General features: G+C 44.6%; 18 protein-coding genes. 6 read left to right on the forward strand and 12 right to left on the reverse strand.

The genetic code is table 11. The features are described 5' to 3' along the window. Positions 1 to 28 precede the first annotated feature (28 nt). The 6 genes from MMA19_RS00590 (at position 29) to MMA19_RS00615 (ending at position 10,859) form a co-directional block, all read left to right on the forward strand. Positions 29 to 1,516, forward strand: a complete 1,488-nt coding sequence (locus MMA19_RS00590; RefSeq protein ID WP_240205213.1) for an FGGY-family carbohydrate kinase — start codon at positions 29 to 31, stop codon at positions 1,514 to 1,516. A gap of 149 nt (positions 1,517 to 1,665) precedes the next feature. Further along, positions 1,666 to 2,823, forward strand: a complete 1,158-nt coding sequence (locus MMA19_RS00595; protein ID WP_240205214.1) for an iron-containing alcohol dehydrogenase — start codon at positions 1,666 to 1,668, stop codon at positions 2,821 to 2,823. A gap of 50 nt (positions 2,824 to 2,873) precedes the next feature. Then, positions 2,874 to 4,397 (forward strand): CoA-acylating methylmalonate-semialdehyde dehydrogenase, encoded by a 1,524-nt coding sequence (locus tag MMA19_RS00600; protein ID WP_240205215.1) that lies wholly within the window; start codon positions 2,874 to 2,876, stop codon positions 4,395 to 4,397. 183 nt (positions 4,398 to 4,580) lie between these two features. Then, on the forward strand, positions 4,581 to 9,593 hold the full coding sequence (locus MMA19_RS00605) for an NPCBM/NEW2 domain-containing protein (RefSeq protein WP_240205216.1): 5,013 nt from the start codon (positions 4,581 to 4,583) through the stop codon (positions 9,591 to 9,593). A gap of 134 nt (positions 9,594 to 9,727) precedes the next feature. Further along, positions 9,728 to 10,513 (forward strand): IclR family transcriptional regulator, encoded by a 786-nt coding sequence (locus tag MMA19_RS00610; RefSeq protein ID WP_240205217.1) that lies wholly within the window; start codon positions 9,728 to 9,730, stop codon positions 10,511 to 10,513. A 124-nt stretch (positions 10,514 to 10,637) separates the two neighbouring features. Next, positions 10,638 to 10,859, forward strand: coding sequence for a hypothetical protein (locus MMA19_RS00615; protein WP_240205218.1), 222 nt, complete (start codon positions 10,638 to 10,640; stop codon positions 10,857 to 10,859). Positions 10,860 to 10,920: 61 nt separating this feature from the next. Here MMA19_RS00615 and MMA19_RS00620 read toward each other — a convergent pair whose 3' ends face one another. From MMA19_RS00620 to MMA19_RS00675, 12 genes are all read right to left on the reverse strand, one after another. Further along, positions 10,921 to 11,427 (reverse strand): GNAT family N-acetyltransferase, encoded by a 507-nt coding sequence (locus tag MMA19_RS00620; protein ID WP_031494140.1) that lies wholly within the window; start codon positions 11,425 to 11,427, stop codon positions 10,921 to 10,923. Positions 11,428 to 11,483: 56 nt separating this feature from the next. Continuing rightward, the gene (gene rsgA / locus MMA19_RS00625; protein ID WP_240205219.1) at positions 11,484 to 12,518 is read right to left on the reverse strand and encodes a ribosome small subunit-dependent GTPase A; all 1,035 of its coding nucleotides are present in this window, start codon (positions 12,516 to 12,518) and stop codon (positions 11,484 to 11,486) included. Continuing rightward, positions 12,505 to 12,915, reverse strand: a complete 411-nt coding sequence (locus MMA19_RS00630) for an RNHCP domain-containing protein (protein WP_240205220.1) — start codon at positions 12,913 to 12,915, stop codon at positions 12,505 to 12,507. The genes rsgA and MMA19_RS00630 overlap by 14 nt, the downstream gene beginning before the upstream one ends. 129 nt (positions 12,916 to 13,044) lie before the next feature. Further along, entirely contained in the window at positions 13,045 to 13,584 is a 540-nt protein-coding gene (locus MMA19_RS00635; protein ID WP_239941733.1) for a TetR/AcrR family transcriptional regulator, read from the reverse strand. Between the two features lie 277 nt (positions 13,585 to 13,861). After that, on the reverse strand, positions 13,862 to 14,923 hold the full coding sequence (locus MMA19_RS00640) for a carbohydrate porin (RefSeq protein ID WP_240205221.1): 1,062 nt from the start codon (positions 14,921 to 14,923) through the stop codon (positions 13,862 to 13,864). 411 nt (positions 14,924 to 15,334) lie between these two features. After that, entirely contained in the window at positions 15,335 to 15,637 is a 303-nt protein-coding gene (locus MMA19_RS00645; protein ID WP_124941940.1) for a hypothetical protein, read from the reverse strand. A gap of 549 nt (positions 15,638 to 16,186) precedes the next feature. Next, positions 16,187 to 17,431 carry a hypothetical protein gene (locus MMA19_RS00650; RefSeq protein WP_240205222.1) on the reverse strand — a complete coding sequence of 415 codons (1,245 nt, stop codon included), beginning with the start codon at positions 17,429 to 17,431 and terminating at the stop codon, positions 16,187 to 16,189. Between the two features lie 215 nt (positions 17,432 to 17,646). Continuing rightward, positions 17,647 to 18,927, reverse strand: a complete 1,281-nt coding sequence (locus tag MMA19_RS00655) for a sensor histidine kinase (protein WP_240205223.1) — start codon at positions 18,925 to 18,927, stop codon at positions 17,647 to 17,649. Further along, complete coding sequence (locus MMA19_RS00660) at positions 18,920 to 19,612, reverse strand: response regulator transcription factor (RefSeq protein WP_240205224.1); 693 nt, start codon at positions 19,610 to 19,612, stop codon at positions 18,920 to 18,922. Before MMA19_RS00660 ends, MMA19_RS00655 begins: the two co-directional genes overlap by 8 nt. Before the next feature lie 312 nt (positions 19,613 to 19,924). After that, entirely contained in the window at positions 19,925 to 21,532 is a 1,608-nt protein-coding gene (locus tag MMA19_RS00665; protein WP_006070473.1) for a BCCT family transporter, read from the reverse strand. A gap of 302 nt (positions 21,533 to 21,834) precedes the next feature. Next, the gene (locus MMA19_RS00670) at positions 21,835 to 23,571 is read right to left on the reverse strand and encodes an ABC transporter permease subunit (RefSeq protein ID WP_240205225.1); all 1,737 of its coding nucleotides are present in this window, start codon (positions 23,569 to 23,571) and stop codon (positions 21,835 to 21,837) included. A gap of 4 nt (positions 23,572 to 23,575) precedes the next feature. Continuing rightward, a complete protein-coding gene (locus tag MMA19_RS00675; protein WP_240205226.1) occupies positions 23,576 to 25,069 on the reverse strand; it encodes an ABC transporter substrate-binding protein in 1,494 nt (497 codons plus the stop codon). Positions 25,070 to 25,071: the final 2 nt, after the last annotated feature.

A 25,071-nucleotide genomic window follows, 5' to 3' on the forward strand; every position in this document is an offset into this window, starting at 1 on the left:
AGATACAGAACTAAAGCAAGGAGGGGATATGAAGTCATATGCGATAGGAATTGATTGTGGTAACACGGCGATCAAAGCGGCATTGTTCGATGAGCATGGCTGCGAGATAGGTGCTGTAGCCAATAATTATCCGACTCATATCCCTCAACCAGACCACACCGAAGCGGACTTAAACCAATGTTGGTCGCTATGCGCAGAGGTGATCGCTAAGTTGATTGAGCAAACCGGTGTGCACAGCAGTCAAATTATCGCGCTAGGAACCAGCGGTCATGGGAATGGACTGTATCTGCTTGATACTGAACTAAAGCCATTACTTGGTATTAAGTCTCTGGATAATCGTGCTGCCAGCGAAGTCACCTTGCTACAGGCATCTAAGGGATTCACAGACCTCAAAAAGCGTAATCGACAAGGCGTGTGGTCATCTCAAACAGCAGTGTTACTTACGTGGCTACAGAAGCACCAGCCAGAAACGTTTCAAAAAACCGGTCAGGTGCTGTTTTGCAAAGACTATGTGAACTACTGCCTTACAGGGCAGTGCGCGACAGAATGGGGAGATATCACTGCATCGGGTTTGTTCGATTTTGAAACCGACTCAGTGTCTCTTGAGCTTCTAAATCACTACCAGTTGGCAGACATTAGCACCAAGTTGCCGCCGATTTATGAAAGTAATCAAGTGATAGGAACAGTCACTGAAGACGCTGCACGTATAACAAAGCTTAAAGCGGGGACACCTGTCATTGCGGGTCTGTTCGATGTAGTGGCATGCGCCTATGGTTCACAAGCCAGTGCGTTAGCTGATACCTCGGTCGTCGCTGGCACATGGAATATCAATCAGGTAGTGACTGATGAACTGCCGCCTGAAGAGGTATTTATGGCGTGCAAATTTGCTGAGAATCGATACTTAGCCATAGAGTCCAGCACCTGCTCAGCATCCAATCTAGAGTGGCTGGTGGAGCGATTCTTCTCTGAGCGAAGAGAGCGTGAAGCAAGCGTTGGCAATAATATTTTCGAACAGTTTAATCGTCAATTGGAAGATGTCGAATTAATGCCAACGTTACCCATGTTCCATCCGTACCTCTACGGATCGACCGGGCAAGATAGCCAATCGGCCAATCTGTTTGGTTTGAAGGGTTGGCATCAGGACATTCACGTGGTCTACGCCTTTTATGAGGGTATTGTATTTGCCCACCTTGAGCATATCCAAAGACTGCGATCGGCAGGGTATGACGTGGATCGAATTGCCATTAGCGGTGGCGCTTCTCGAAGTGAATATTGGTGTCAGTTGTTTGCAGACATATTGGGCGTCACGGTGACGTCGACAAATTGTAACGAGGTCGGGGCAAAAGGCGTGGCGCAACTGGCGATGAGTTCCGTTACTGAAAGTCAGACTGAGCGAGTAAGCCCTCAGCCGCAGCCCGATAAGCGTTATGTGCCTAATACTAAGCGCTCGGAGTTCTTTGCGACTCGATATAGTAAGTACTGTCTTCTGAGAGATGCATTACGTTCATTGGGTTGATTGAACCTTGATTATCTCAAGCGACAGGTCTAGCTAGTTAGCGACTAACAAGGATTTGCCACAGCAAAGTTGTGGGGGCTTGTTACGTCCTGAATAAACTAATTTAAATAATGATACGAAATGTATCGATATAAATTGTGAGGTGAATTATGAGTCAATCTATTGTTTTGCCAAAGCTTTTAGAGGTAGGCGAAGGCGCAACAGCGCGAGCGGGAGAGATAGCTATCCAACTGGGTTGTCGCCGAGTCATGATTGTATCTGACCCAGTGATGAAAACCTTAGGCCAGGTCGACCAGCTAAAGTCCTTCGTGAATCAAGCTGGTGTTGAGGCGGATGTTTTCACGGATACCGTTCCAGAACCAACAGAGGCGTCGATACTTCCAGCGGTAAATAAGGTGATTGATGGGCATTATGATGGCGTCATCGCGCTAGGCGGTGGCAGTGTGATTGATAGTGCTAAAGCGATTGCTTTGCTTGCGGAGCACCAAGGTCGAATTCGAGATTACAGTGTACCTAATATCGTGACTTCGCCAATTATGCCGTTGATTGCGATTCCAACGACGGCGGGAACGGGCTCGGAGGTCACCAAAGTGACCATTATTACCGACGAAACCAACGACGAAAAGCTGCTTTGTATGGGACCAGGTCTTATTCCATCAGCCGCCATCATTGATTTTACTTTAACAATGACGGCTCCGGAGCGCATCACAGCGGATACCGGAATTGATGCGTTAACTCACGCCATTGAAGCCTATGTCAGTGGAAAGTCGGGTCTGTTTACTGATCAGCAAGCGCTATTGGCGATGAAACTTATCGCGCCAAATCTGCGTGAAGCCGTCAATAATCCCGACAATAAAGATGCCAAAGAGCAAATGATGCTCGGCGCGACGCTCGCAGGCATTGCGTTTTCTAACGCATCTGTTGCCTTGGTACATGGCATGAGCCGCCCAATTGGCGCGCACTTTCATGTGCCTCACGGTATGAGCAACGCCATGTTATTGCCGACGGTAACGGAATATTCGATTCCAGCGGCTAAAACTCGTTATGCCGAGTGTGCAAGATCAATGGGAGTGGTTGATGCGAGTACCAATGACGACGATGCAGTCGCTGCGCTACTGCTGGAACTTAAGCAGATCAATCAGGATTTAAGCGTGCCTTCCATGAGCGATTTTGGCATTGATAAACAGGCGTTTTGGTCAAATCTCGACATCATGTCTGAACAAGCTCTGGCTTCTGGATCGCCTAACAACAATCCTCGAATTCCGAACAAAGAAGAAGTGATCGAGCTGTATAAAGCCGCTTGGTAGCGCCTGAATTTCCTCAATTAAGCCTCAGAATACTAAACAAGGATGAAAACATGATCAGTAGTTTTATTAATAATCAATGTGTTGAAAGTCAGTCCGAACGACATTTGCCTGTCTATGACCCTGCTACAGGTGAAGTGCAGAACCAAGTTGGACTGTGCTCAAAACAGGAAGTAGAGCAGGCAATTACCATTGCACAGGCAGCGTTTGACTCTTGGGCAAAAACCACACCGCTTAATCGCGCCAGAGTGATGTTCAAGTTCAAAACTCTGTTAGAACAAAATCGTGATGAACTGGCGAATATCATCAGCCGTGAGCATGGCAAGGTGTTTAGTGATGCATTAGGTGAGATAACTCGAGGGCTAGAGGTGGTCGAGTTTGCCTGTGGAATCCCACATCTGCAAAAAGGCGAGCACAGCCTAAATGTTGGAACTGGTGTCGATTCGCACTCGCAAATGATGCCACTTGGTGTGGTGGCCGGGATTTCACCATTTAACTTCCCAGTGATGGTTCCTATGTGGATGTTTCCCATTGCCATCGCAACGGGCAACACCTTTATCTTAAAACCGTCAGAGAAAAATCCCTCTGCGCCTCTGTTTATTGCTGACCTTCTGAAACAAGCGGGATTACCTGATGGTGTGTTTAATGTGGTTCAAGGGGATAAAGAAGCGGTAGATACGTTACTGCAAGACCCAAGAATTCAAGCTGTTAGTTTTGTCGGTTCAACGCCGATTGCGGAATACATCTATTCTGAGGGCGCAAAATACGGCAAGCGCGTTCAAGCCCTTGGTGGTGCGAAAAACCATATGGTGGTCATGCCGGATGCCGATATTGACGGTGCAGTGAATGCGCTGATGGGTGCAGCTTATGGTGCAGCTGGAGAGCGCTGCATGGCGATTTCGGTTGCCGTCGCTGTGGGTGATGAGACGGGCGATGCATTGGCTCGTCACCTTCAAGATAAGTTAGCCACGTTAAAAGTAGGACCCGGTTACGGTCAAGCGATTGAAAACGATATGGGACCTTTGATTACCAAAGAGCATAAGCAAAAAGTTTGCGGATACATTCAAAAGGGTCAGGAAGAGGGCGCGGCTTTACTTGTTGATGGTCGAGATCTAGAACTGGCTAAGTCCAGCGATGGCTTTTTCGTTGGTGGTACCTTGTTCGACCATGTGACCACCGACATGACTGTATATCAAGAAGAAATATTCGGTCCAGTGCTTTGCATTGTTCGAGTCAAAACCTATCAAGAAGCCCTGCAAATCATAAACGACCACGAATATGGCAACGGCACGGCTATCTTTACTGCAGACGGTGATACCGCAAGAGATTTCTCCGCCAATGTTCAGATCGGTATGGTCGGAGTAAATGTGCCTATTCCAGTACCAATGGCATTCCACAGTTTTGGCGGTTGGAAGCGTTCACTGTTTGGCCCTTTGCATATGCACGGTCCTGACGGCGTTCGATTCTTTACTCGAATGAAAACCATCACCACACGTTGGCCCGAATCGGATGTGAAAGTCGGTTCAAAGGACAGCACACAGACTCAAGCCGAATTCGTCATGCCAACTATGAAATAACGCATTGACGTGAGGAGGTGTGCGGTAGGTTTGCTTAAATTTGGGCAGCGAGTCAACAAGATAAACTGTCTATTTTTTGGATTGATTGGGTAGGCGAGCCTGTCCTCTTCATGTTTTTTAAGTGCTCACTTTTCTATGAGAAGTGAGCTTTGTTTAGTGACCATAAAAAACAAGGAGAAGGCGATGAAAGCCAATCGCTTGATAAAGTCTCTTGAGACTTGGCGTCGCCCTGTTGTGAGCAGTGTATTAGCGGGACTATGCAGTACCTCGTTTATTGCCGCAGCAAATGCTGCACAAGGCCCTGGATTGGGTAACCTTACCTACGGATCATCAGAGGCATTTACTCATGTATCGAGTCCACTCGTTGACGATACCACTAATTTTCTTCCCCCCGACTATCCCGGCAGAAAACACTATGGCGTAAACGTCATGACGATGCTCAACGGCTATATGGTTGGCGTCTTTGCCCCTGATAGTGGCGGTGGGCCGGGAGGTTGGATCGCACTGGATGTCTCTAACCCCAAAGCCATGCAACTCGTTAAAACAGTATATGAACCGGATCTTGCCAATCTAAACCGTACTGGTGATGGGTTAAGAACAGCGGAGTTCAGAGAGCCGCACTCGTTTGGCTTGGGGGAGAATAACACCATTGCCATCCAAACGGGAAAGGGGATAGAAATCTGGGATTGGTCGGATGTGACTAATCCTGTACGCTTGTCGAAATTGGCTATCTCTGGCGTGAACTTCGGTGATTACAACAACGTCTCTTGGCAGCTTTTTTGGCAAGCTCCTTATCTTTATATTGCTCGTGGCAATGCAGGGTTAACCATTGTTGATACCAGTGACATGAGTAACCCAACACTAGTGAAAACGGTGCCGAACTCGGAACTGGGCGGATTCAACATAGGACCACTCTTTGCGCTGGGTAACCGAATGTTCATTTCCAGCATGGAAGGGACGGCAGGTTTTTCCATGCTCAACATAGATGATCCGGTTAACCCAACCTTAGTTAAGACGGTTAATCGCCTACCAGAGAAGTACTATGCTTCATGTTGGGATGGCAAATATGCGTATTTCGGAGCGCGAAGCACCAATGACTATTTGCGTGTCTATGACACGACTACTAACCCGATGACGTTAGTTAATGAAAAACTGACTGGATTCGAAAATCTTTATTGTAACGTTCAAGACAACAAGTTGTTTCTGGGTAACCAAGACGATATTGCGGTATTAGATGTCAGTGATATCAACAATATACGTGAACTTGGGCGCAGCTCATTGAATGCCACAAGCAGCAACACTGACCATGGTCAGGTGTTCCCATTTGGTAACCTAGTTTGGGTTGGAAACGACCATGGTTCTGGCAGTGGTTTGATTGCACATCAAAGTATGCCGGACAATGTTCCTCCTTATATATCCGCCGCTAACCCAGCGATCGACGCGACACTGCAACCTTTATCGACACGTATTGGTGTGGCGTTATCAGATAGCGTGTTGATGGAATCGGTCAATAGTAGCTCGTTTACTGTCACCAAAATCGGTAGTTCAACCCCGCTTCAAGGGGAGTACAGCACCAACCTCGGATTCATCCACTTTACTCCATCCCAAGCACTGGAAGCGGACAGTATTTACGAAGTCGTACTGGAAGGTATAGAGGACTTTGCTGGCAACCCAATGGCTCGTACTGAATATCGCTTTGCGACGGGATCACAAGTCGGCCACGATGTGAGCTTGTCAGCCAATGATAAAGTGACACTAGGTAGTAGTGTTAATGTGTCTGCTTCTACGACACCTTTGTTAGGGGGCAGTCTGGAGTATTCTTGGAACTTTGGCGATGGTAGTGGTTCGACACCGTTTTCGACCAGCGGAAACGCGAGTTATACCTACAATCAGCCTAACCATTGGTCTGCGGTGGTGACGATTAAAGAAACCACGGCTGATGGCGTGTTTGAGAGTAGTAAGTCGGTACCCATCACAGTATATCGTCAACCAACAACGGTCTCGCCAACGGCGTCATCAACCATAGTGGAAGCCAATGGCCAGGTTGTTGTGGTTAACGAAGACAACGATACCGTCAGTGCTATCGAAAACACAGCTCCGTACGGCAAATTATGGGAAGCTGCAGTGGGTGATCAGCCGAGAACTCTAGCGGTAGCGCCTAATGGCAATTTATGGGTAGTTAATCAGGCAGATGCTAGTATCACTGTGCTGACAAATACTGGCCAGTTTGTGGATACGATTGTGCTGCCAAGAGCGTCTCAGCCATACGGCATCGCTTTCTCCCCAGATAGCACTAACGCTTTTGTGTCGCTGCAGGCAAGTGGTAAGTTGCTCAAGATCGACCCAAGCACCAAAGCTATCGTGGCAACAGTGGATGTTGGTCATAGCGCAAGAGGCATTGCGGTTGACAGTTCATCATCACAAGTTCTGGTGACACGCTTTGTTTCGCCTCAAACTAACGCGGAAGTTGTCGCAGTTGATGCATCCAGTATGACCATCGACCAGAGTTATCTTATCGCTAAAGATACGACAACAATAGATGGCCCAGATAGAAGCCGAGGCATTGCTAACTACCTTGGTTCCGTCGCAATTTCGCCGGATGGATATAGTGCTTGGCTGCCATCTAATAAAGCAAACGTTGATCGTGGTCCCTATTTAGAAGGCGATGAAACCAAAACGCTGACGTTTGAAACGACGATTCGAGCTGTGGTTAACCGACTCGATCTCAATTCGAAAACAGTGATGGATAATGCCTTAGATATTGATGATCGTGCACAGCCCAAAGCGGCCGTATTCAGCGATATAGGCGACCTAATTTTTATTGCGGTAGAAGGTCAAAATAGCATTGAGATTCGCAATACCTACAATTTAAACAGAGCTGGGGAGATTTTTGATACTGGCTTAGCACCAAGAGGGCTCGTACTATCAGGGTCGACATTATTTGTTCACAACTTTATGTCAAGAACGGTGTCTGTGCATGACGTCAATGCGTTTTTGACCGATCGAGGTGACATTCCAACCTTGGCACAAGTCTCTGTGGTGGCGAATGAAACACTGCATCCACGAGTGCTACGCGGCAAACAGATCTTCTACAACGCAGCCGATGCGAGAATGACCCAAGATGGCTACATATCTTGTGCCGGCTGCCACGCAGATGGCGATAGCGACCATAGGGTGTGGGACTTTACCGACCGTGGTGAAGGGTTAAGAAACACTATCTCGTTATTGGGTAAGACAGGCACAGGCAATGGTCGAGTGCATTGGACCGCGAATTTTGACGAGATACAGGATTTCGAAAACGATATTCGCTACGCGTTCGGTGGTCGTGGGTTTATGGTAGACGCCTTATTTAGCCTGTCAGAAAACCCATTAGGAACATCGAAATCAGGTAAAAGTGAAGACTTAGATAACCTCGCGTTTTACGTCAGTAGCTTAAATCAATTCCCTAAAAGTCCACACCGAGATTCTTCTGGCGCGTTAACAGCTGAAGCCTTAACGGGGCAGGCGCTGTTCACCTCGAAAGGGTGTGACACTTGTCATGCGGGAGTGTATTACACCGACATGCAAAGGCACGATGTCGATACCATTGATGCCTCTTCAGGGCAAGGCATCGGAGCTCCATTAGTAGGTACGGGTTTTGATACACCGAGTTTGATTGGTCTTTGGGGTAGCGCACCATATTTCCATAACGGTCAAGCGGCAACGCTGGATGATGTGTTACAAATTGGCTCGCAACATAGCGTGGCGGATAACTCAGAACGCGCTGCATTGGTGGCTTATCTAGAACAGATTGAATACGAAGGCCCCGATATAGTGGTACCCGAACCACCGCAAGCAACAACCTATACCTACCTAAGTGATCTTTCGGAAACCAGCGCAACCAATGGGTGGGGACCGATTGAAAAAGACACCAGTGTTGGTGAAAACGCTGCGGGTGATGGTCAAACGATATCCATTGGTGGTAGTGAATTTACCAAAGGACTCGGTGTTCATGCTTATTCAGAGGTGACGTACAGCCTGACGGGTGGCACTTACGATCAGTTTACTGCTTTCATCGGTGTTGATGATGAGACGGGCAGTTCAGGTTCCGTCGTGTTCGAGGTTTGGTTGGATGGCGTGATGGCTTATCAAAGTAGCGTATTACGAGGAAGTGATGTTGCCGAGTACGTGCAAGTGAACATTCCAAGTAGCGCGCAGGAGCTCAAGCTAGTGGTGAGTGATGCGGGTGACGGAGTCGGTAGTGACCATGGTTCTTGGGGAGACGCTAAGCTTCGCACACCAAGTGAAGGTGGCGGTGCCGCTGTTCCAGGGCTGTTTTATGGCACCGTTTCGGGCAATATTAATGAAACCGATGCTAACCCGAAAACATCCATAACAACCTCATTAAGCGAAACGGAAGATGCGATTGCTGGTAATACGACCGAGGTGTTTACCGGTTATATCTACGATGCCGACGGTCAGATTTCTTTCAGTGAAAACAATGATGACAAAACGCGTCTATGGATTGATGGACAGTTGGTGCTAAGTAGTGACCTCTGGAGTGATCGGGTTTCGACTGGCAACTTAAACTTATCTCCTGGTTGGCATCAGTTTGAGTTGAGGCTAAGTAATGGCAATGGTGGCAGCGGACCTCATACTGGATTGGCTTTTGCCTATGACCCAGACGGTGGCAGCAATTGGATTCATCCAGCCGATAATGGTTCGGGTAATCTATTTATGACTGAGGATCCAGGAAGTTCGCCCACACCGCCAGCGAGCGTTTATCTTAGTGACTTACAGGAAGACAGCTCGACCAATGGCTGGGGCTCTATCGAAAAAGATATGAGTAATGGTGAGCGAGAAGCGCAAGATGGCACCACCATTTCAATAGGCGGGCAAACCTTCGCCAAAGGATTGGGGGTACATGCGAACTCAACGATCACTTATACCATCTCTGCAGGTCAATACAGTCGCTTTACTGCGAGTGTTGGTGTTGATGACGAAGTGGGTAACTCTGGCTCGGTAGTATTCCAAGTAGAACTAGATGGCGTGTTGTACTATCAAAGTGCGACGTTGACCGGTTCAGATAACGCAGAATCCGTTTCTGTTGATATTCCAGTAGACGCTACGGCCATCACACTTAAGGCGAATGATGCCGGAAATGGCAATGGTTATGACCACGCGAGTTGGGGGGATGCGAAACTATTGCAAAACTAGCTTGAACAGGGCTTGCTCCGGCAAGCCCTTTTAATATCTGTCACTTAGGCTTTGTACACGGTTGCACTTAATCAGTAAAAGCAATAGGCTATTCAAAGCATATCGAATACCGTATCAAGGATGAATGTAGCTCTATGACAAGCTCTAGTTCGGCAAATACTACTAAAGGTTCAACCCTAGACCGAGTACTACAAGTGCTCGCCATCGTGGCTCACAGCCGTGGCCAACTCAATAGAGAGTCTATTGCCGAACAACTGTCTATGCCAATTGCGTCTGCGAACAAACTGATCAACCAGCTTATCGTTTTAGGCCATCTCCAAGAAAATATCATTGGTCGCGTTATTGCGGGGCCGAACCTGCAGTCTTTATCTCATGATATTTTAAAGAACCAACGCTTTTCTGAACAAAGAACATCGGTGTTGCAACGCCTTGCTGACACGATTGGTGAAACGTGCGGAATTTCAGTGCCTAATGGTATTGAAATGATCTACTTTGAGCGTGTGAACTGCAACTGGCCACTGCAAATCAATTTGGCAGAGGGGAGTCCGGTCCCTATTGCAGCTTCCGCATCGGGTAAGCTTTATCTCGCTTCATTGAACACTTCAATTCGTGAAAACGTCGTACAACACATGGGGTTAACCGAATACACACCAAAGACCATAACTAATGATGGTCTGTTTCTTGAAGAGCTGAGCCGGATTGCTGAACAAGGATTTGGTGAAGACAATGAAGAATTTGTCGACGGTATGGTGGCGATATCTGTGCCTATTGGCTCCGATGCATTAAGTTTTGGCTATCTATTTTGCCATGCACCGAGCTTTCGTACCTCGTTGGATAAGCTGAAAACACATCTCCCAGAATTACGCTCAGCTGCGCAAGAAATTTTAGAGTTTACACTTGGCGAGCTAAAGACCGAGTAGTTTGATCTTTGCCAAAAATTACCGTACGGCATTAATCGTTAGTGAGAATTTGTGATTGGTTGAGATATTAATTTTCATCCGTCTCGCGTATGTTAATACTTCCAATCCAAGGGAGCATTAGGCTTTGAAAACCAGCAACGCAATGTACCAACCTCATATTCAGCAGCATTTAAAAGACACCACAAAGTTCATTAATGGGTATCTAAAATCAGGCAAAGAAGACTTGACTGCATCCTTGGATAGTCAGAACCAAATCAAGATTCGCAACTCTGAGGGAGCGGTCGTCAAAACCTATGACGGTGAGAAAATTGCGGAGAAAAAAGCGGGCGTTGATACCTACGTATAAGGAATAGGTCTAGCTTGAAAGCTAGACCTATTTGAGTGCTCTTGAAGTTCGAAGGCCTACTTTATACCTGTTCGCTTGGGTGTCCCCACATGCGCGGCTCAGCGTAAGGGCCTGTTATCGATGATGTGGACTCCCCAATACCTTGCAAAGCGTTCGGTGTCAGTTCACGTGCAAACCAACATTCCAATGGCGCCTGTGTTCTCACCGGCGGTAGAACATTATGCGGTGTATTGTAGCGATTACCATAATGGAAGGGTTCTCCCATAACAAAGATAACGTCTGCATCCAATTCACTTTCGGCTTGTTCCATCAATCGTGTCGCATAGCCTTTCCCTTGATATTCCGGCAGTACAGCTAATGGTGCGAGCACATAACATTTGAGATGTGGGGCAGCATCAATGGTAATTGGCGTATAACATGCGTGAGCGACACCCTGATAAACGATAGAGTAACTTCCATCGAGAATTAAGTTATCGGCAAACTCAGCATAGAGCTTGGCATGTCTTTCATCATATAGTCCTCCTGCAGCAGCGAAGGCTTCATATTGAATTTGGTACGGCGTTTTCATTCGATTTACCTTATAAATTTCATGGTTGTCAGAGCACAAACCCAAGCGTTCACGGTTCACCTCATTGCTTGTCTGACGAGTTCTTTTCTACTTAAAGACGTTTTGATCAATTTGCTCATATCTTTGTCATATCGACGTTCTACATTCGAGTTTTTGTCCTTTTTTCGTCTTTCTAAGAAAGCATGTTCCTGTTTTAAATTTAGGTAACTGTCATAACGTTCAGGGGTTATGTTACCTGCTTCAAGCTCTTTCTGAACTGCACAACCAGGTTCCCCCTCATGCTGGCAGTTTCTATATTTGCAATCTTGGGCAACAAGAGATATTTCCTCGAAAACTGAGTCTATATCGTTACCGTTTGCCCACGCTTGTACTTCCTTGATACCAGATGTATCGACAATGAAACCGCCATTTTCTAACTCAAATAGGTAAGAGCTTGACGTGGTATGCCTGCCTCGCATGTCTTGCAAGCGAAGTCCATTAGTCTTCTGCGCTTGATATTGCAATAACGTATTGGTTAAGGTCGATTTACCCACACCAGATGGTCCAATGAAGACACCGACTTTACCGTTAGCTAGGTATGTCATAACGTCGTTAATACCTGTGCCGTCTAGAGCACTGCAGGTAATTATGTCGATACCTAGCGCGATCGTTTCGGCTTGCATTTGCACTAATTCAGCGTCTTCATTTAAATCCGACTTATTAAGTATGACTACAGGCGTTGCACCACTGTTCCAAGCAACGGTCAGAAGTCTTTCTAATAGACGGTCTGAGTAGTTTCGACCACCATCTAAGCCCATCACTATGAATGTGTAATCTACGTTTGCAGCGATAGTTTGTTGGACTGTTGCTTCACCTGAGGCTTTTCTGCTTACCAAACTTTTCCGTTTCTTGATGCTTTCGATCAATATAATATTGTTGTCATCTCTGGCTTCTATCCAATCGCCAACACAAGGATAGCCTTGCTTGTCTTGTATTAAATGGATAAAGCTACCCTTCAATTGGGCAGTTCTAATGCCGTCAGGGGTTTGTACTTTGTATCTATTGGCGTTTCTTTCAATTACTCGGTATGTCTGTAGGTTATTCGAGTACATATTCACTACCTTTGTTTATGCTCATTTGTTTCAGTTCAGACAAAATAGTTTTTGATGGGAATGGTAGAGACATCATCGGTTCTGCTGCCATTGTTACTAACAAAAATTCATTGTCGTCTGCTGCGATTCGGTTTGTTCTAATCGTGCTGCACTTACTACATTTGTGGACCAGAGACCATTCTCGATTCTTTTGAACATAAATACTGATCGGTTCCATAATGCCACGACAACTCGAACGTCTATCTCCCGCTTTAATATCCATGTGCACGCTGCTTAGGCAGTGAGGGCAGTGGTTACGATGTTGTCCACCGTATTGAATAGGTGTCACGCCTAAACCACATGATGCACAAAGGAATGATTCGTTAGGGTTAGCTCTTAAAGTTCTCGTTCTAGTCATAATGAATACCTCACACTAGTTAGTTTATTGGTGATACTGCTCCTTAAAAAGGAACTGACTGACCGTGCAGTCGGTTGTTGTGTTTAAAAAAATCACGCCGTTAACTGTGCGTGATATTGAGTGAATCTATTAACAATATTTGTTGATGAATTCTTGTTTGATTTCTTCTATAGGGAAGTCAACATTCAACAAATAGTTCATTGCGATGCCGTCGATTTCAGCGATAAACATTCTTGTCACAACCGATGGATTTGGGTGCGATAGAGAACGAAACACCTCTTCGGTTGATGCCTGCAGACCTTGATATCTTTCTTCAATTAGATCTAAGACGATCTTACGCGTGGTCGGATGTACCATAACACTGAAGTTTAATTGATACATCTTTCGGTGCTGCTCGATCATCATTCCTTCAAATATCGAATCAATCATCGCCTCAAGTCTCCCTTCTGATGAAGTTAAGTGCTCATCTTGTTGGTCAACTCCGTTGATGATGTCAGTCATATGGGTGAACACTGCTCTTAGTAGCTCGTTCTTATTTTTAAAGTGATGGAAAACTAAGCCTTTTGAGATTTCTGCATGCTCACAGATAGTTGAAATAGGCGTTTTTTCAAACCCATGCTCCGCAAATAGCTGCATGGCAACTTCAATGATCTTGTCTTTCTTGTCCATCACATTACTCACTTTGTTAACTGACCAGTCAGTCAGTGGGTGCGAATGTTAATTTCACTTTGAGTATGTGTCAAATATTATTTTGGATAATTTTTAGGTAGTAGATGGTAAATTGGTATAGAAATATCTTAGCAACTCTACGTAAGCCTACTTAAAACAATGAGATACGTTAGGAGTTATGGAAGGAGGGGCTCCCTTGCAAGTGAGATTAAGTTTGCAAGGGAGCATCAGGACTTATCGAAAAGGCAGTTTCCTTATAAGTCTTGATTCTTTTTGTTTAGAAGTTGTACTGAAGACGTACACGAGCACCGTATTCAGAGACATCGCCGCTTACTTTGTCAGCCTTTGCGGAGGTGTAATAAGCACCTGTAGACGCTGTCAATGAGTCAACTAAAAAGTCTTTGTGCTCATAACCAGCGTAGGTAGTGAATAGATTCACATCGCCAACGCTGCCATTTTTTACTTCGTTGTTGGCTGTTGTATAGAAAGCACCTAAGCCGAAACCATACGCTGCAATGTTAGTACCGAACGTGTGTAGTTTTGTGTCTACACGGGTACTGGTACCTTTCAAGAGAGGTTTAGATGTCTTGTATGCGTAACTCAGGTTTAAGCTTGCTAGGCCAAATTTAACATTAGCAGTTGTTGCTAAACCAAGTTCATCTTTGTCTTTAGACGCGTCTTCAAAACCTTTCTCAAGACCTGCTGAGATTGAGAACGATTTGCTTGGAGTCACTGTTAATACTGGACGTAACGCAACATTGCTGTTTTTATCTTTTTGGTCAACGAAAACAACGTTGGTTTCAAATTTAATTAAATCATTACCAGCGTAAAGTAACGCTGCGCCATCAAAACGTCCGCGGTATTTGTTACCACGATAGTGACCTGCGAATAGTTCACCATCGACTAGACTGGCTGTATCAGCATCATCTACGAAAATATCAATTTGAAGAGGGGAGAGATCCAGTGCTTCGAAACGACCTAACTGAGCGCCCAGATAAGTGTTGCCAGTTTTCTTAAGGTCTAAGTAAGCGTCATCCATAGTGACGGTACCGTCCGTTTTCAGTAACGGATTAACACGAGCTTTCATTTTATACCCGTTTTGCTCAACAATATAATCGGCAGTAAATGATAGACGCCCATTTGTATTAAGCGTTGTTTTGTCCGATTTTAGTTTTGTTGTCGAAGTCTTTAAGTCAACAGATTGTTTCGTAGCGTTCATATCAATACGCATATTGCCGCCAAGAGTTAATGTACCAGGGCCAGCTTTAATGTCTGCTGCCATTGTTCCAAATGACATAGTCGCACATGCAATACTCACTGCTAATATATTGAATTTCATAATTTACCTTTTTGTCCTTTCTTGTGTTTTTATTCAACGATGATTATTTTTATGTGAGAGATGTTTATTGACAAGTTGATAATATTAATATTTAGACTTGAACAGTTAAATGCCCTTTTTAATCTGGAAGGTTGTATTTGAATATAACTTCTTTGTCAGATGGGTTATTTACAATGTCATTTTCTATGTTGATAGTGTACTGGAATGTAATAAAGAATAGATAATATAATTAACGAGGGTGCTATATCGCGAGATGGTGAGAGTTGAGGTATTTAGTGAAAAGAGGTTGAGAATCTTATTAGTAGGTAGAGATTTAATAATGAATTGACGACAATACTAAACGTGATAGGAAACGATAGTAAGGCGATCATCTAAAAGGTGATCACCTTAAGCGTTAAAGCAAAACACAGGTTATTTGTTTTCTTGCCGATTTTCCAATACTTCGGTCAATGTGGCTTCAATCGACAAGCCGTCCTGTTTAACTTGCCATGCTTCATATTTTGCTTGTGCCTCAAGTATGCTGTCTATGTCCAGTGCGAAGAAGCAGCACAGCCTCATAGCTAGTTTAGGAGAGAGTCTCGTATTTCCGCATAAGACCATTGCAAGTCCACCATGACTTACACCGATGGACCGAGCCAACTCTCTTGTACTGAGGTTATGTTTTTCCTTTAATAAAGCAAAAACATCGACAGCAGATTTTGGTGGAAAGCTCATAAAGTAACCTTGGATTTATCTATATTTACTTGTTGGTTTAGCATTAAATAAACCAACATTGGTTCATTCTTTCTGATAGGTTTTAATGTAAAGCAATATTGGTTTACTTAGCTGTTTACCGCTGGTGTTGTATTTCAATTGACATTTTTATATGCAAGTACAAACCTAGGGTAACAGTTATTGCATAGTGAAGAGCCCAATCTTTTTGTGTGCAGCATCGACTTTTGTTGCATATTAATTGGGTTGTCTTCAAGTTTCTATTGATTGCCTCAATTGTCAATGTTCTCTGATGAAAGAGTGCATTTATTTTTGGTGATATATAGCATATCAAGATGATAAATATATTATTTAGACTTGAACGCCACTTTTGATATTCATTGTGATAAGGTTGGTAAGATAATTGTGGGTTAAGTCTATCTAAGTAACTTGTATGTAATTTCTTGTTCACCTAATGTATGTGATTGTAATTGCTTTGGTATTATTATCTAATTCACAGTGTCTGAGAGCATCGTCTACTCGTCAGTTGAGAATTAATGACGAGTCGGAGAGCTAATATATTCTACGAGTGTCAACGGATTGGTCTGCAAAACGTATTGTACTGACTGACCGTAGCGTATTATTACCATCTCGTCCTAAAAGAGAGTCTCTAACAATCACAACATCATCCTGATAGTTGATGTTGTAATCATTCTTTTCTCCTGAGAACGTAACGATGGTATTGGAATTATTGCCTGTAATGTTATTGTCAAGTTTATTGACGATTACTTCGACGGGATGGCTTCCTGTCAAAGTTATGTCTTTGAGGTAGCGAGAGTGGTTGGTATAAAGCAAGTCTTCACGGTACTGGAGACTAAACGTTCCTTTAAAATTAGGGTCTAGATGGGCGTTATAGGTTAAGTAGGGATGGAAGAATTCTGTCATTAACTGATAGCCCTTTGGATCACGAAGTTGAACTTCGTGTCTAGTTCCAGCAATGTAAAATCCCCACATACCCCATCCGCCGGTAAACTTGTCCATCATCCTAAAAGATTGCTTCGGATAAGCACCCCACAAGCCGTAATATGAGTCTAGAACAGATGCTAGATACTCTTGAGTTAGACTGTTCTCTTCCGTTAGCTCGTCGATCCAATCTTGTACTTCTGGAGTCATAGCCCAAATTTGTTTGGCATAAGCATTGATTTGAGCGTTGCGTATTTCAGTCTGGTACTCAGGGAGAACCCCTATGAATTTGTCATACCCATCTACGCCGATTCCATAATCATGAACGAGGTGCAATATTTCTTCAAAAGTCGCGTCTCGGTGCTGGTAGTTTTGCGCCATGTACCAAGGTCCGCCCTCAACTTGAATTTCCTCTTCATATAAAGGCTGCCCCTCAAGTTCGGCAGCGTTATTAGTGCCATCATCTCGTCCGTTTAAAAGGAGTAAAGTAGCACCATTCTCAGCCATTCTATTCGCAACAGCACCCTTATTGCTTCCATACTTGGATCCGGAAAAGTCGGTAAGATAATGAACAAGCACCGATTTGGCTCGAATTATCTGTCCGTCAGATAGCTGGTCTTGAGCAACAATGTGAATCGACTTTCCATTCGGTGCAACAACCGAAGTGTAACGATTAAAGCGTAACTCTGACGAAAACTGTTTTTTCAGTTGTAATGGAACTTCAGTAATACCGAGTGCTTCTTGTTGTGTTGAAATAGAAAAACCAACACTGGATGAACCCGCGTTGACTGCGTTGATATTGAGACAAGCTACGGTCATTGCTATCGGAAGGGCTTTGGGATATTGCAAAGTCATAAAAATGGCTCCATAAGAAGTCGCTTGATGCAGCGAGAGGCGGTAAATACGAGCAGAGTTCTAGGCTAAGAAACCAAAACTATTTTGAAGGAACTATCTTTAGCCTATAAATCTGACATACCGTCCATTCTATCGGAAGGGAGGTGAAACAGAGGTGAAATGGTGGCACTCTCGTTTTTGGAAAATTCGGCTCGGCTTGTTGCGAGTACATGACATTATGTTGGCAAGTGAAGAATAGCAATGAAGCCTGTCTCGGTCTTTTTAGTTTCCATAAACCAACCAAGCTTATCGCAAATTCTGAATATTAGATCTTGTCCCAAACCAAATCCGTCTGTTACCTGCAGCTCGTGGTCCGCCGTAGTGGTATTTTCAATGATGACGGTGTTGTCTTTGCAGTAAATGCGTATAAGCCCTGCGTGGGTGTATTTGAATGCGTTAACCAATAGATTACTTATAACGATTCGTATCGGGGTTTCCGGTAAGTCTAGTACTGGAGCGTTACTATAATCAGTCTCTAACGACACATCAGAACCGTTAATGAAGTGATAGTACTCTTCGACCAGTTCATTCAATAAAGCGGCTACTGAAACTTCCTTTTGTGGTGGAGGGGTGTTGTGTTTACGAGAAAGCCAAAGCATCGTCTCAACGACTTGTTGCATATTTTGACTTGCTCGGTCTATGCGCACAATCGCGTTTTTTGATGCTTCTGGTAGCGCTATTCTTTCCAATATCTCCATATTAGCTCTGATGATGGCCAGAGGGGTGCGAAGTTCGTGACTGGTATGAGATAAAAAGTCCTTTTCCCGAGCGAGCAGGCGGGCATTTTTCGATAGTGCTCGTTGCAAATATGAAGCGACGCGATTGTATTCCTGAAAAGTAAAATCGGGAGTGGGGTTTGATTCTAAGTTCTCTGATACCAGTTCAGACCAATGAACCAGTTGCTCTGTTCTTTTTCCTATTCGATAGCTATAAAACCAGAGTGCCAATAGCACTATAGAGATATAACCACCGACGATTAGCAAGATAAAATTGAATCGGCTATCAAACCATATATCGATTGTGTCATTGATTAGGTGGTAGTCATATTTCGCGATGACGTATACCGTTCTTTCGTCGTCGCGAAGAAACCTAAATATCCCTAAAGTGATTTCCTTCTCTGGGTCATCGGAAAAAGTTTCATCCACTGAAACCACAGTGAATCGATTGTTGGAAAGTTGAACATTTTCCAAAATATTCGTTCCTTCCACACGAATAACGGGGAGGTCGTCTAGGTAGAATCGAATCACATAAGAACTTGGCAACTCGATATTGGGGTCTAACTGGTAAGCTTCTGAGTAGGCTCGCCACTCCGTTAACATTCTCATCTTCACCGAATCTTCAATGCCGTACTCAAAGTAGCGAACTAGCAGCTCGAAAAGCATGAAGGCAGTGATAATCGCGATTCCAACAAAAAACGAGGTGAGATGGTTTTTTAATGGAAAGCTCTTATTAAGCATTGCTGGTAACCTGAATTCTTACACCTTGGCCCACAACGGTTTCGATGAGTTTAATATTATGATTCTTATCAACTTTCTGTCGAAGTTGATAAAGCTGAACCTTTAGGTTGTTGGTTTCAGGTATTTCATTAGGCCATAGCGTCTGTTCGATTTCTTCTCTCGAGACCAACTGAGGAGATTTACGCATTAGCAGCTCTAACAACCTAAGATTAAGTCGAGTGAGTTCAATAGGTTGATTTGAACGCGTTACTCGTTTTTGTTTAAGATCATAGGTCAGATCTCCAGCAACGAGTTTAGTTATTTGACCACTTCGTCTTCTCGATAGAGATTTTATCCGTAAAGCCAGTTCTTTCATCATAAATGGCTTTACAAGGTAATCGTCGGTACCTGAGTTGAACCCAGCCTCTTTGTCTTCAATGGTATCTTTGGCCGTCAACATGAGAATAGGTGTGTCAATACCTGCTTTTCGAAGGTTTTGGCAAACCGTAAAGCCGTTTACCTTGGGTAGCATTAAATCAAGAAGGATGACGTCGTAGTAATTCTCGCTGGCTAAATTGTAACCACTCTGTCCGTCGTAGGCGTGATCGCATTTTATGTTTTCGTATTCCAAGTAATCTGCAATCGAGGCTGCCAAGTCTCGGTCATCTTCAATGAGCAATACATGGATAGATAAATCGGAATTCATGTGTTCAATAGTCCTTTATCTTGCCGCATTGATGATTTGTATCGAAAAGCAGCTACGGGGTGTTAAGTACACCGTTTTGAGGAAATATCCTTAAATTGATAGAGATTATACCCAGATATACTTGATAAAACATTAGTTGAGGCTATGGCTTTGGTGTGTGGTATTTATTCTGTTGATATCCCATTTGGAGAGCAGGGCCATGTCGAACAGTCGTTTTATTAAGGAGGATCTTGAACGGTGAGGGCAAAGGGGAATGTGAGTAAAGAGCTAAAAAGGCTTACCGTAACCCGGTTACGATAAGCCTAAAGTTATCTATTGTGCAGACTTGTCGCTAGCTACTTGAGGTTGTTCAACCTCAGTCAGTAAGCCTTTAATCAAACTCACACAACCTAAAATTAGAATCAGTGTAAATGGCAGCGCTGCAATGATGGTAATCGATTGAAGTGCTTGAATCGATTGAGTACCACCGATCCACAACATGACCACGGCGATGACGGCTGAAATCACAGCCCAGACCACTTTCTGTTTGATAGGAAGCTCGAGTTTGCCACCTGCAGTCATACTGTCTACTACGATTGAACCTGAGTCCAAAGTGGTCACAAAGAAAACAATGATCAGCGCAACGGCAATCAGAGATAAGATGTTACCAATAGGGTACGCATCAAGCATATAGAACAAGCTAAGTGAAACGTCTCCGATACCCTGAGCGGCACCAAGTATACCCACATGATCAACGATCTGTTGAATCGCGACACCGCCAAAGAAAGACATCCATGCAGTGGTGACAAGAGTAGGGATAACTAGTACGCAAAATAGGAATTCGCGAATTGTTCTGCCTTTTGAAATTCGTGCAACGAACATGCCGAAGAATGGCGCATATGCAACCCACCAAGCCCAATAGAACACAGTCCAGCCATGAAGCCATGTGGTGTCTTCACGGCCAGCGCTTTGGCTTAGTGGAAGAATATTTTTCACATAACCAACTACTGCGGTCGAAACTGAATCCAATACCGTTGTGAAGTTCAAAATACCGATAAAACCAAGGAAAACGAATGCGATAATCATATTGAGATTACTCAATACCTTAACGCCGCCGTCCATTCCACGAACAACAGAAACAATAGCCAAACCCATAATGGTCAGGATAATGGCAATCTGAAGCAGAAGACTGTTTTCTAGTCCGAATACGTGACTGATTCCACTTGCAGCTTGTGAGCCGCCCAGACCAAGTGATGTTGCAAGGCCAAATAGGATTACCAGAACAGCCATTACATCGATAACGTCACCGACTCTTCCCCAAACTCTGTCACCAAGTAGAGGGTAGAATACCGAACGCATTGAGAGCGGAAGACCTTTGTTATAGACAAAGTATGCTAGCGATAATGCGGCCATCCCATAGATAGCCCAAGCGTGAAGTCCCCAGTGGAATACAGCAGCACCTAAGGCTAGTTCTCGCCCTTCTGGTGTAAACGGCTCAACACCTAGCGGTGTACCAAACCAATTGGTATAAAAGGCGGTCGGCTCTGCTACGCCCCAAAAAATCAAACCAATACCCATACCCGCTGCAAATAACATGGCGATCCAGGAAATGGTTGAATAATCTGTTGTGGCATTGTCGCCACCTAAACGAATTTTACCGAGCGGAGATAAAGCAATCAGCAAGGCAAAAATCAGAAGAATGTTTGCGCCCCACATAAAGACAAAATCAAACTTTGATAGTGCAGCGGATTTAACGGCATCGATGGCTGCTTTTGCGTCTTCTGGGGAAAGTACTAAGAGAGTGACGATGAAGAGGATGGATAAGCCCGCGGAAGCGGTAAACACTGTATTGTGAACATCCATGCCCCATTTAGTGATGTTGTCTTGACCGACTTGATAATCTGTAGAATCTATACTGTATTTTTGAGATTTAAAACCCATAATTATGAGGTTTACATATTCGTGTGAACGAATATAAAGACCAACTCCATGTTTAATTAATAACTGATTAGAATTCGAAATTCTTCCAATTAACATTATGTTAATCAGTAGTTTATGATGAAAGTGTCCGTTTTACATCTAATCCTGAAGGACGGATTTTAACACAAATAGGACACCTTTTGGGCGCTATATTGAAAGAAGTCATAACAAAGGGTATTTCTCTTATAGATACTTCTCTGTTTAGTGCTAAATGGTCGAAACGAATTTCACAGCACTACCTGCTTTAGCGTTTCGGTTGACAATTAATCGTCAAACAAAAGGTTAATAGCAATGCCTAACAGCACTAATCCGAAAATTGGACCAAGTACGCCAAGCGGTGCTCGTTCAATATACGGTAGGTTTTCTGCAATCATCAGCCCCCATTCGGGTGAGGGTGGCTTAGCGCCAAGACCGATAAAACTCAGCGACGTTAAGCTTAGCGTAATCACTGGCATTCTAAGTAGTGCATGTCTCAATAATGGCGGAAGCACATAAGGAAGGAGATAGTACCTAAGTATCTTGAATTTGCTCGTTCCCCATATCGGCGCAAGATGCGTGTAGGGTTGCGCTTTAGCCTCAACGATAAGACTTGAGCAGTGAGCCGCAAGAGGGGCCCAAGACACCAAAACAATGGCAATCATGGCACTGTTTGGATTCATCCCCGTCATTCCAGCAACCAATAAGCCAGCGATAATATAAGGAATACCCTTGGTTATTTCGATTAAACCTTGGCTGTATCGAGTGTTGAACCCAAGAACCATACCCACAACTAAACTTAGCACTGTCGCGACAAACCCTGCCCAAAACGTCGATAACATACCAGACCCAATGCGGGCTAGAAGGTCACGTCCAATGCCGTCGCCACCTAAGGGTGCCTGCAAGCTCGGAGCAGCAAGTCTGATGAACTGACTGCTAAACGGGTCGCGAAACAATGACCAGATAACAACAGCCAGCAACAGTGAAAAGATTAAACCCGCCGTCAATCGTTTGTTATTACTCGAGGTAAACGCAAAAGATGAATGACTACTGATAAGCTTACCGTTTCTGAGACTGTGGCCTAACAACAACTGTTGAACAAGCAAGCTCAAGCTACTGATGAAAATCGAAATAAATAGAAGTACTAACAAACCACCTTGGAGCACTGGTAGATCTTGTGCTTTCGCTGCACCTAAAATTAGTCGTCCTATTCCTGGGATGGAAAAAATCTGCTCTACAGCAACCGCTCCACCGGTCAGGCCGATCATTATCATCGCGACTTGCGGGATCAAACTGCTGATTGCACGTTTTAATGCGAAGCGCATGATCTGGAAGGAACTGATGTTCGCACTGAGCCAAGTGATCACCCATGGTTCATTGAGGACGCGCTGCAAACTGTCCCTTAACAGGCGACTCAAAAGACCGCTAGCGGGAAGCGCAAGTGCCAGACTAGGCAGCCAAATATGTTGCCAGCTTTGCCACCCGTAGGGGGGGAACCAACCCAACCAAATAGATAGAATAAGGATGAGAACGGACGCTACTACGTATTCAGGTAACGAGATGAGCACCGTACTCAGGCTATTATGGGTTTTCTTTAGCTTTCTTTGTTTCCAGCTAAACAAGGTATGAACTAGGCTAAACCCACACAGTACAAAGGTTAAACCTAATGCCATCGACATCAGTAACAGAGAGGTCGACATTGTCTGTTGAATACCAGCTATGACCGGTGAGCCATCGATCCATGAGTAGCCTAGATCACCATGCAGAGCGTCACTAAGCCAGTCTGTTAATCGTTCCATTGCACTACGGTCAAGCTGTAAATCGGCTCTTACCGCGGCAAGTGCTTCCGGCGTTAACATGTGTTGTTGTCCGGCGCGGGCACGCAAAATCGATTGGCTTGGGTCAATGCCAGCAATATCTGGCATCAAACCCACTAAAATGACGACGACGATCAATGAGATAAGTCTTGATAACCAAGGTGTTAGCACATCGAATATTCGTCGAGAAGTATCAACAGACAACATTAAGTTAGTTCACCTTAGTGTTCGCATTGATAAGGCGACGTTCGCTTGGGTCACGAACAGCATCAGAAACACGAAGGCTTTCACCCTGAATGACACGTTCGTGTAGCAGTGGAATGGCAGCGAAATCGTTCAAAATGATCTGTTCTGCAGCAATGATGGCTTGTTGACGTTTTGGTCCTAAAGGCTGTAGATCGGCGTAAGTCAGAGCGTTGTCGACTTCCTCAGAACAGAATTGACCTAAGTTGAACGATCCCTTACAGCCAAAATCACTCATCATATATGCGATAGGATCGCCTGAATCCAAAACTGTCGCTCGAGAAAGAATAAAGGCATCAAAATTACCCGCTAATGCATCGTTTTCAATTTGAGCGTACTCACGGATATCAAGTTCTACTTGGAAGCCTGCGCTTTCAAGCTGCTGTTTGAGCAAAGCGGCGACTTCAGGAAGTTCAGCACGGTCAGTGAACGTACCTATGACGATTTTCTCACCATTTGCTTTTGTTTTAGCTTCAATCGGTGATGCTTCGGGACGAAGTGGTGCAGCCCAAGCAAGTGCCGGACCTAACAAACCCTTTGCAATATCGGCATGGTTTTCATACACAGTTTTAATGATTTGCTCTCTATCTACCGCCGCGGCGGCAACTTGGCGCAACTCTAATTGACTAAAAACATCTGACTTATTGTTTAAGTAGAGCGTGTTAGTACGCGGCATAGCCACTTCGTGTAAAAGGTTGCTATCAATCGTTGCGATTTGAGAGACAGGTACAGCTTCGACAACATCAGCGGAACCTGTGCGTAGTGCTGCTGCACGTGCAAAGCCATTTGGAACATACTCAGCGATGACCGTGTCTATGTGAGCTTTCTCACCCCAGTAGTCATCGAATCGTTTTAGTTTGGCGCTGGTTGTGCCGTTAATTTCGATTAATTCAAATGGACCAGTGCCTGCACCAGTAGGTACGACTCGACCATTCTCTTTATATGCATTTGCCGCCAAAATGGCGAGTTGAGGACTTGATAAGCGGCTAGGTAGTAAAGGGTCATTAAATGTTGTCTTGATTTCTACGTGCGACGAGTCAAGGGCTCTAACAGAGAGGTCAACACCATCAAGAATACGAGGCTTAGGTGCCGCACTCAAAGCCTGTTGCAGTGAGTTAACCACTGTTTCTGCGGTTAGCATGGAACCATCGTGGAATTTCACACCCTGACGAATAGTAAAGTGCCATGTGAGTGAGTCAATCTGCTTCCAATCGGTAGCCAGCATTGGTTCAACCTCAGAAGCAGGGGAAAGATTGATTAACGTTTCCGCAGTACTCCAACGTGATAATTTGAAAGCGTCGTCAGATAATGGTGATAGTCCAGTGCGAGGTGGCTGCATCATTGCCACACGAATCTCGGATTTGACGCTTGAGTCACTGTTTTCATTTTGTGAATCAAAACAGCCAGTTAACGGTAGAGCGAGCGCAAGCGCGCATGCCAATTTAATTGAGTGAAAACGCATGA

The organism is Vibrio sp. CyArs1, from assembly GCF_022432925.1.
In the GTDB taxonomy this organism is placed as follows: Bacteria; Pseudomonadota; Gammaproteobacteria; order Enterobacterales; family Vibrionaceae; genus Vibrio; species Vibrio mediterranei.

What these genes read in the sequence shown, in the direction of transcription:
- MMA19_RS00675 (WP_240205226.1), bottom strand. Translation starts at nt 25,069, where the DNA reads ATGCGTTTTCACTCAATTAAATTGGCATGCGCGCTTGCGCTCGCTCTA.
- MMA19_RS00645 (WP_124941940.1), bottom strand. Translation starts at nt 15,637, where the DNA reads ATGAGCTTTCCACCAAAATCTGCTGTCGATGTTTTTGCTTTATTAAAG.
- MMA19_RS00620 (WP_031494140.1), bottom strand. Translation starts at nt 11,427, where the DNA reads ATGAAAACGCCGTACCAAATTCAATATGAAGCCTTCGCTGCTGCAGGA.
- MMA19_RS00660 (WP_240205224.1), bottom strand. Translation starts at nt 19,612, where the DNA reads ATGAATTCCGATTTATCTATCCATGTATTGCTCATTGAAGATGACCGA.
- MMA19_RS00600 (WP_240205215.1), top strand. Translation starts at nt 2,874, where the DNA reads ATGATCAGTAGTTTTATTAATAATCAATGTGTTGAAAGTCAGTCCGAA.
- MMA19_RS00665 (WP_006070473.1), bottom strand. Translation starts at nt 21,532, where the DNA reads ATGGGTTTTAAATCTCAAAAATACAGTATAGATTCTACAGATTATCAA.
- MMA19_RS00630 (WP_240205220.1), bottom strand. Translation starts at nt 12,915, where the DNA reads ATGACTAGAACGAGAACTTTAAGAGCTAACCCTAACGAATCATTCCTT.
- MMA19_RS00605 (WP_240205216.1), top strand. Translation starts at nt 4,581, where the DNA reads ATGAAAGCCAATCGCTTGATAAAGTCTCTTGAGACTTGGCGTCGCCCT.
- MMA19_RS00650 (WP_240205222.1), bottom strand. Translation starts at nt 17,431, where the DNA reads ATGACTTTGCAATATCCCAAAGCCCTTCCGATAGCAATGACCGTAGCT.
- rsgA (WP_240205219.1), bottom strand. Translation starts at nt 12,518, where the DNA reads ATGTACTCGAATAACCTACAGACATACCGAGTAATTGAAAGAAACGCC.
- MMA19_RS00655 (WP_240205223.1), bottom strand. Translation starts at nt 18,927, where the DNA reads ATGCTTAATAAGAGCTTTCCATTAAAAAACCATCTCACCTCGTTTTTT.
- MMA19_RS00640 (WP_240205221.1), bottom strand. Translation starts at nt 14,923, where the DNA reads ATGAAATTCAATATATTAGCAGTGAGTATTGCATGTGCGACTATGTCA.
- MMA19_RS00670 (WP_240205225.1), bottom strand. Translation starts at nt 23,571, where the DNA reads ATGTTGTCTGTTGATACTTCTCGACGAATATTCGATGTGCTAACACCT.
- MMA19_RS00595 (WP_240205214.1), top strand. Translation starts at nt 1,666, where the DNA reads ATGAGTCAATCTATTGTTTTGCCAAAGCTTTTAGAGGTAGGCGAAGGC.
- MMA19_RS00610 (WP_240205217.1), top strand. Translation starts at nt 9,728, where the DNA reads ATGACAAGCTCTAGTTCGGCAAATACTACTAAAGGTTCAACCCTAGAC.
- MMA19_RS00590 (WP_240205213.1), top strand. Translation starts at nt 29, where the DNA reads ATGAAGTCATATGCGATAGGAATTGATTGTGGTAACACGGCGATCAAA.
- MMA19_RS00635 (WP_239941733.1), bottom strand. Translation starts at nt 13,584, where the DNA reads ATGGACAAGAAAGACAAGATCATTGAAGTTGCCATGCAGCTATTTGCG.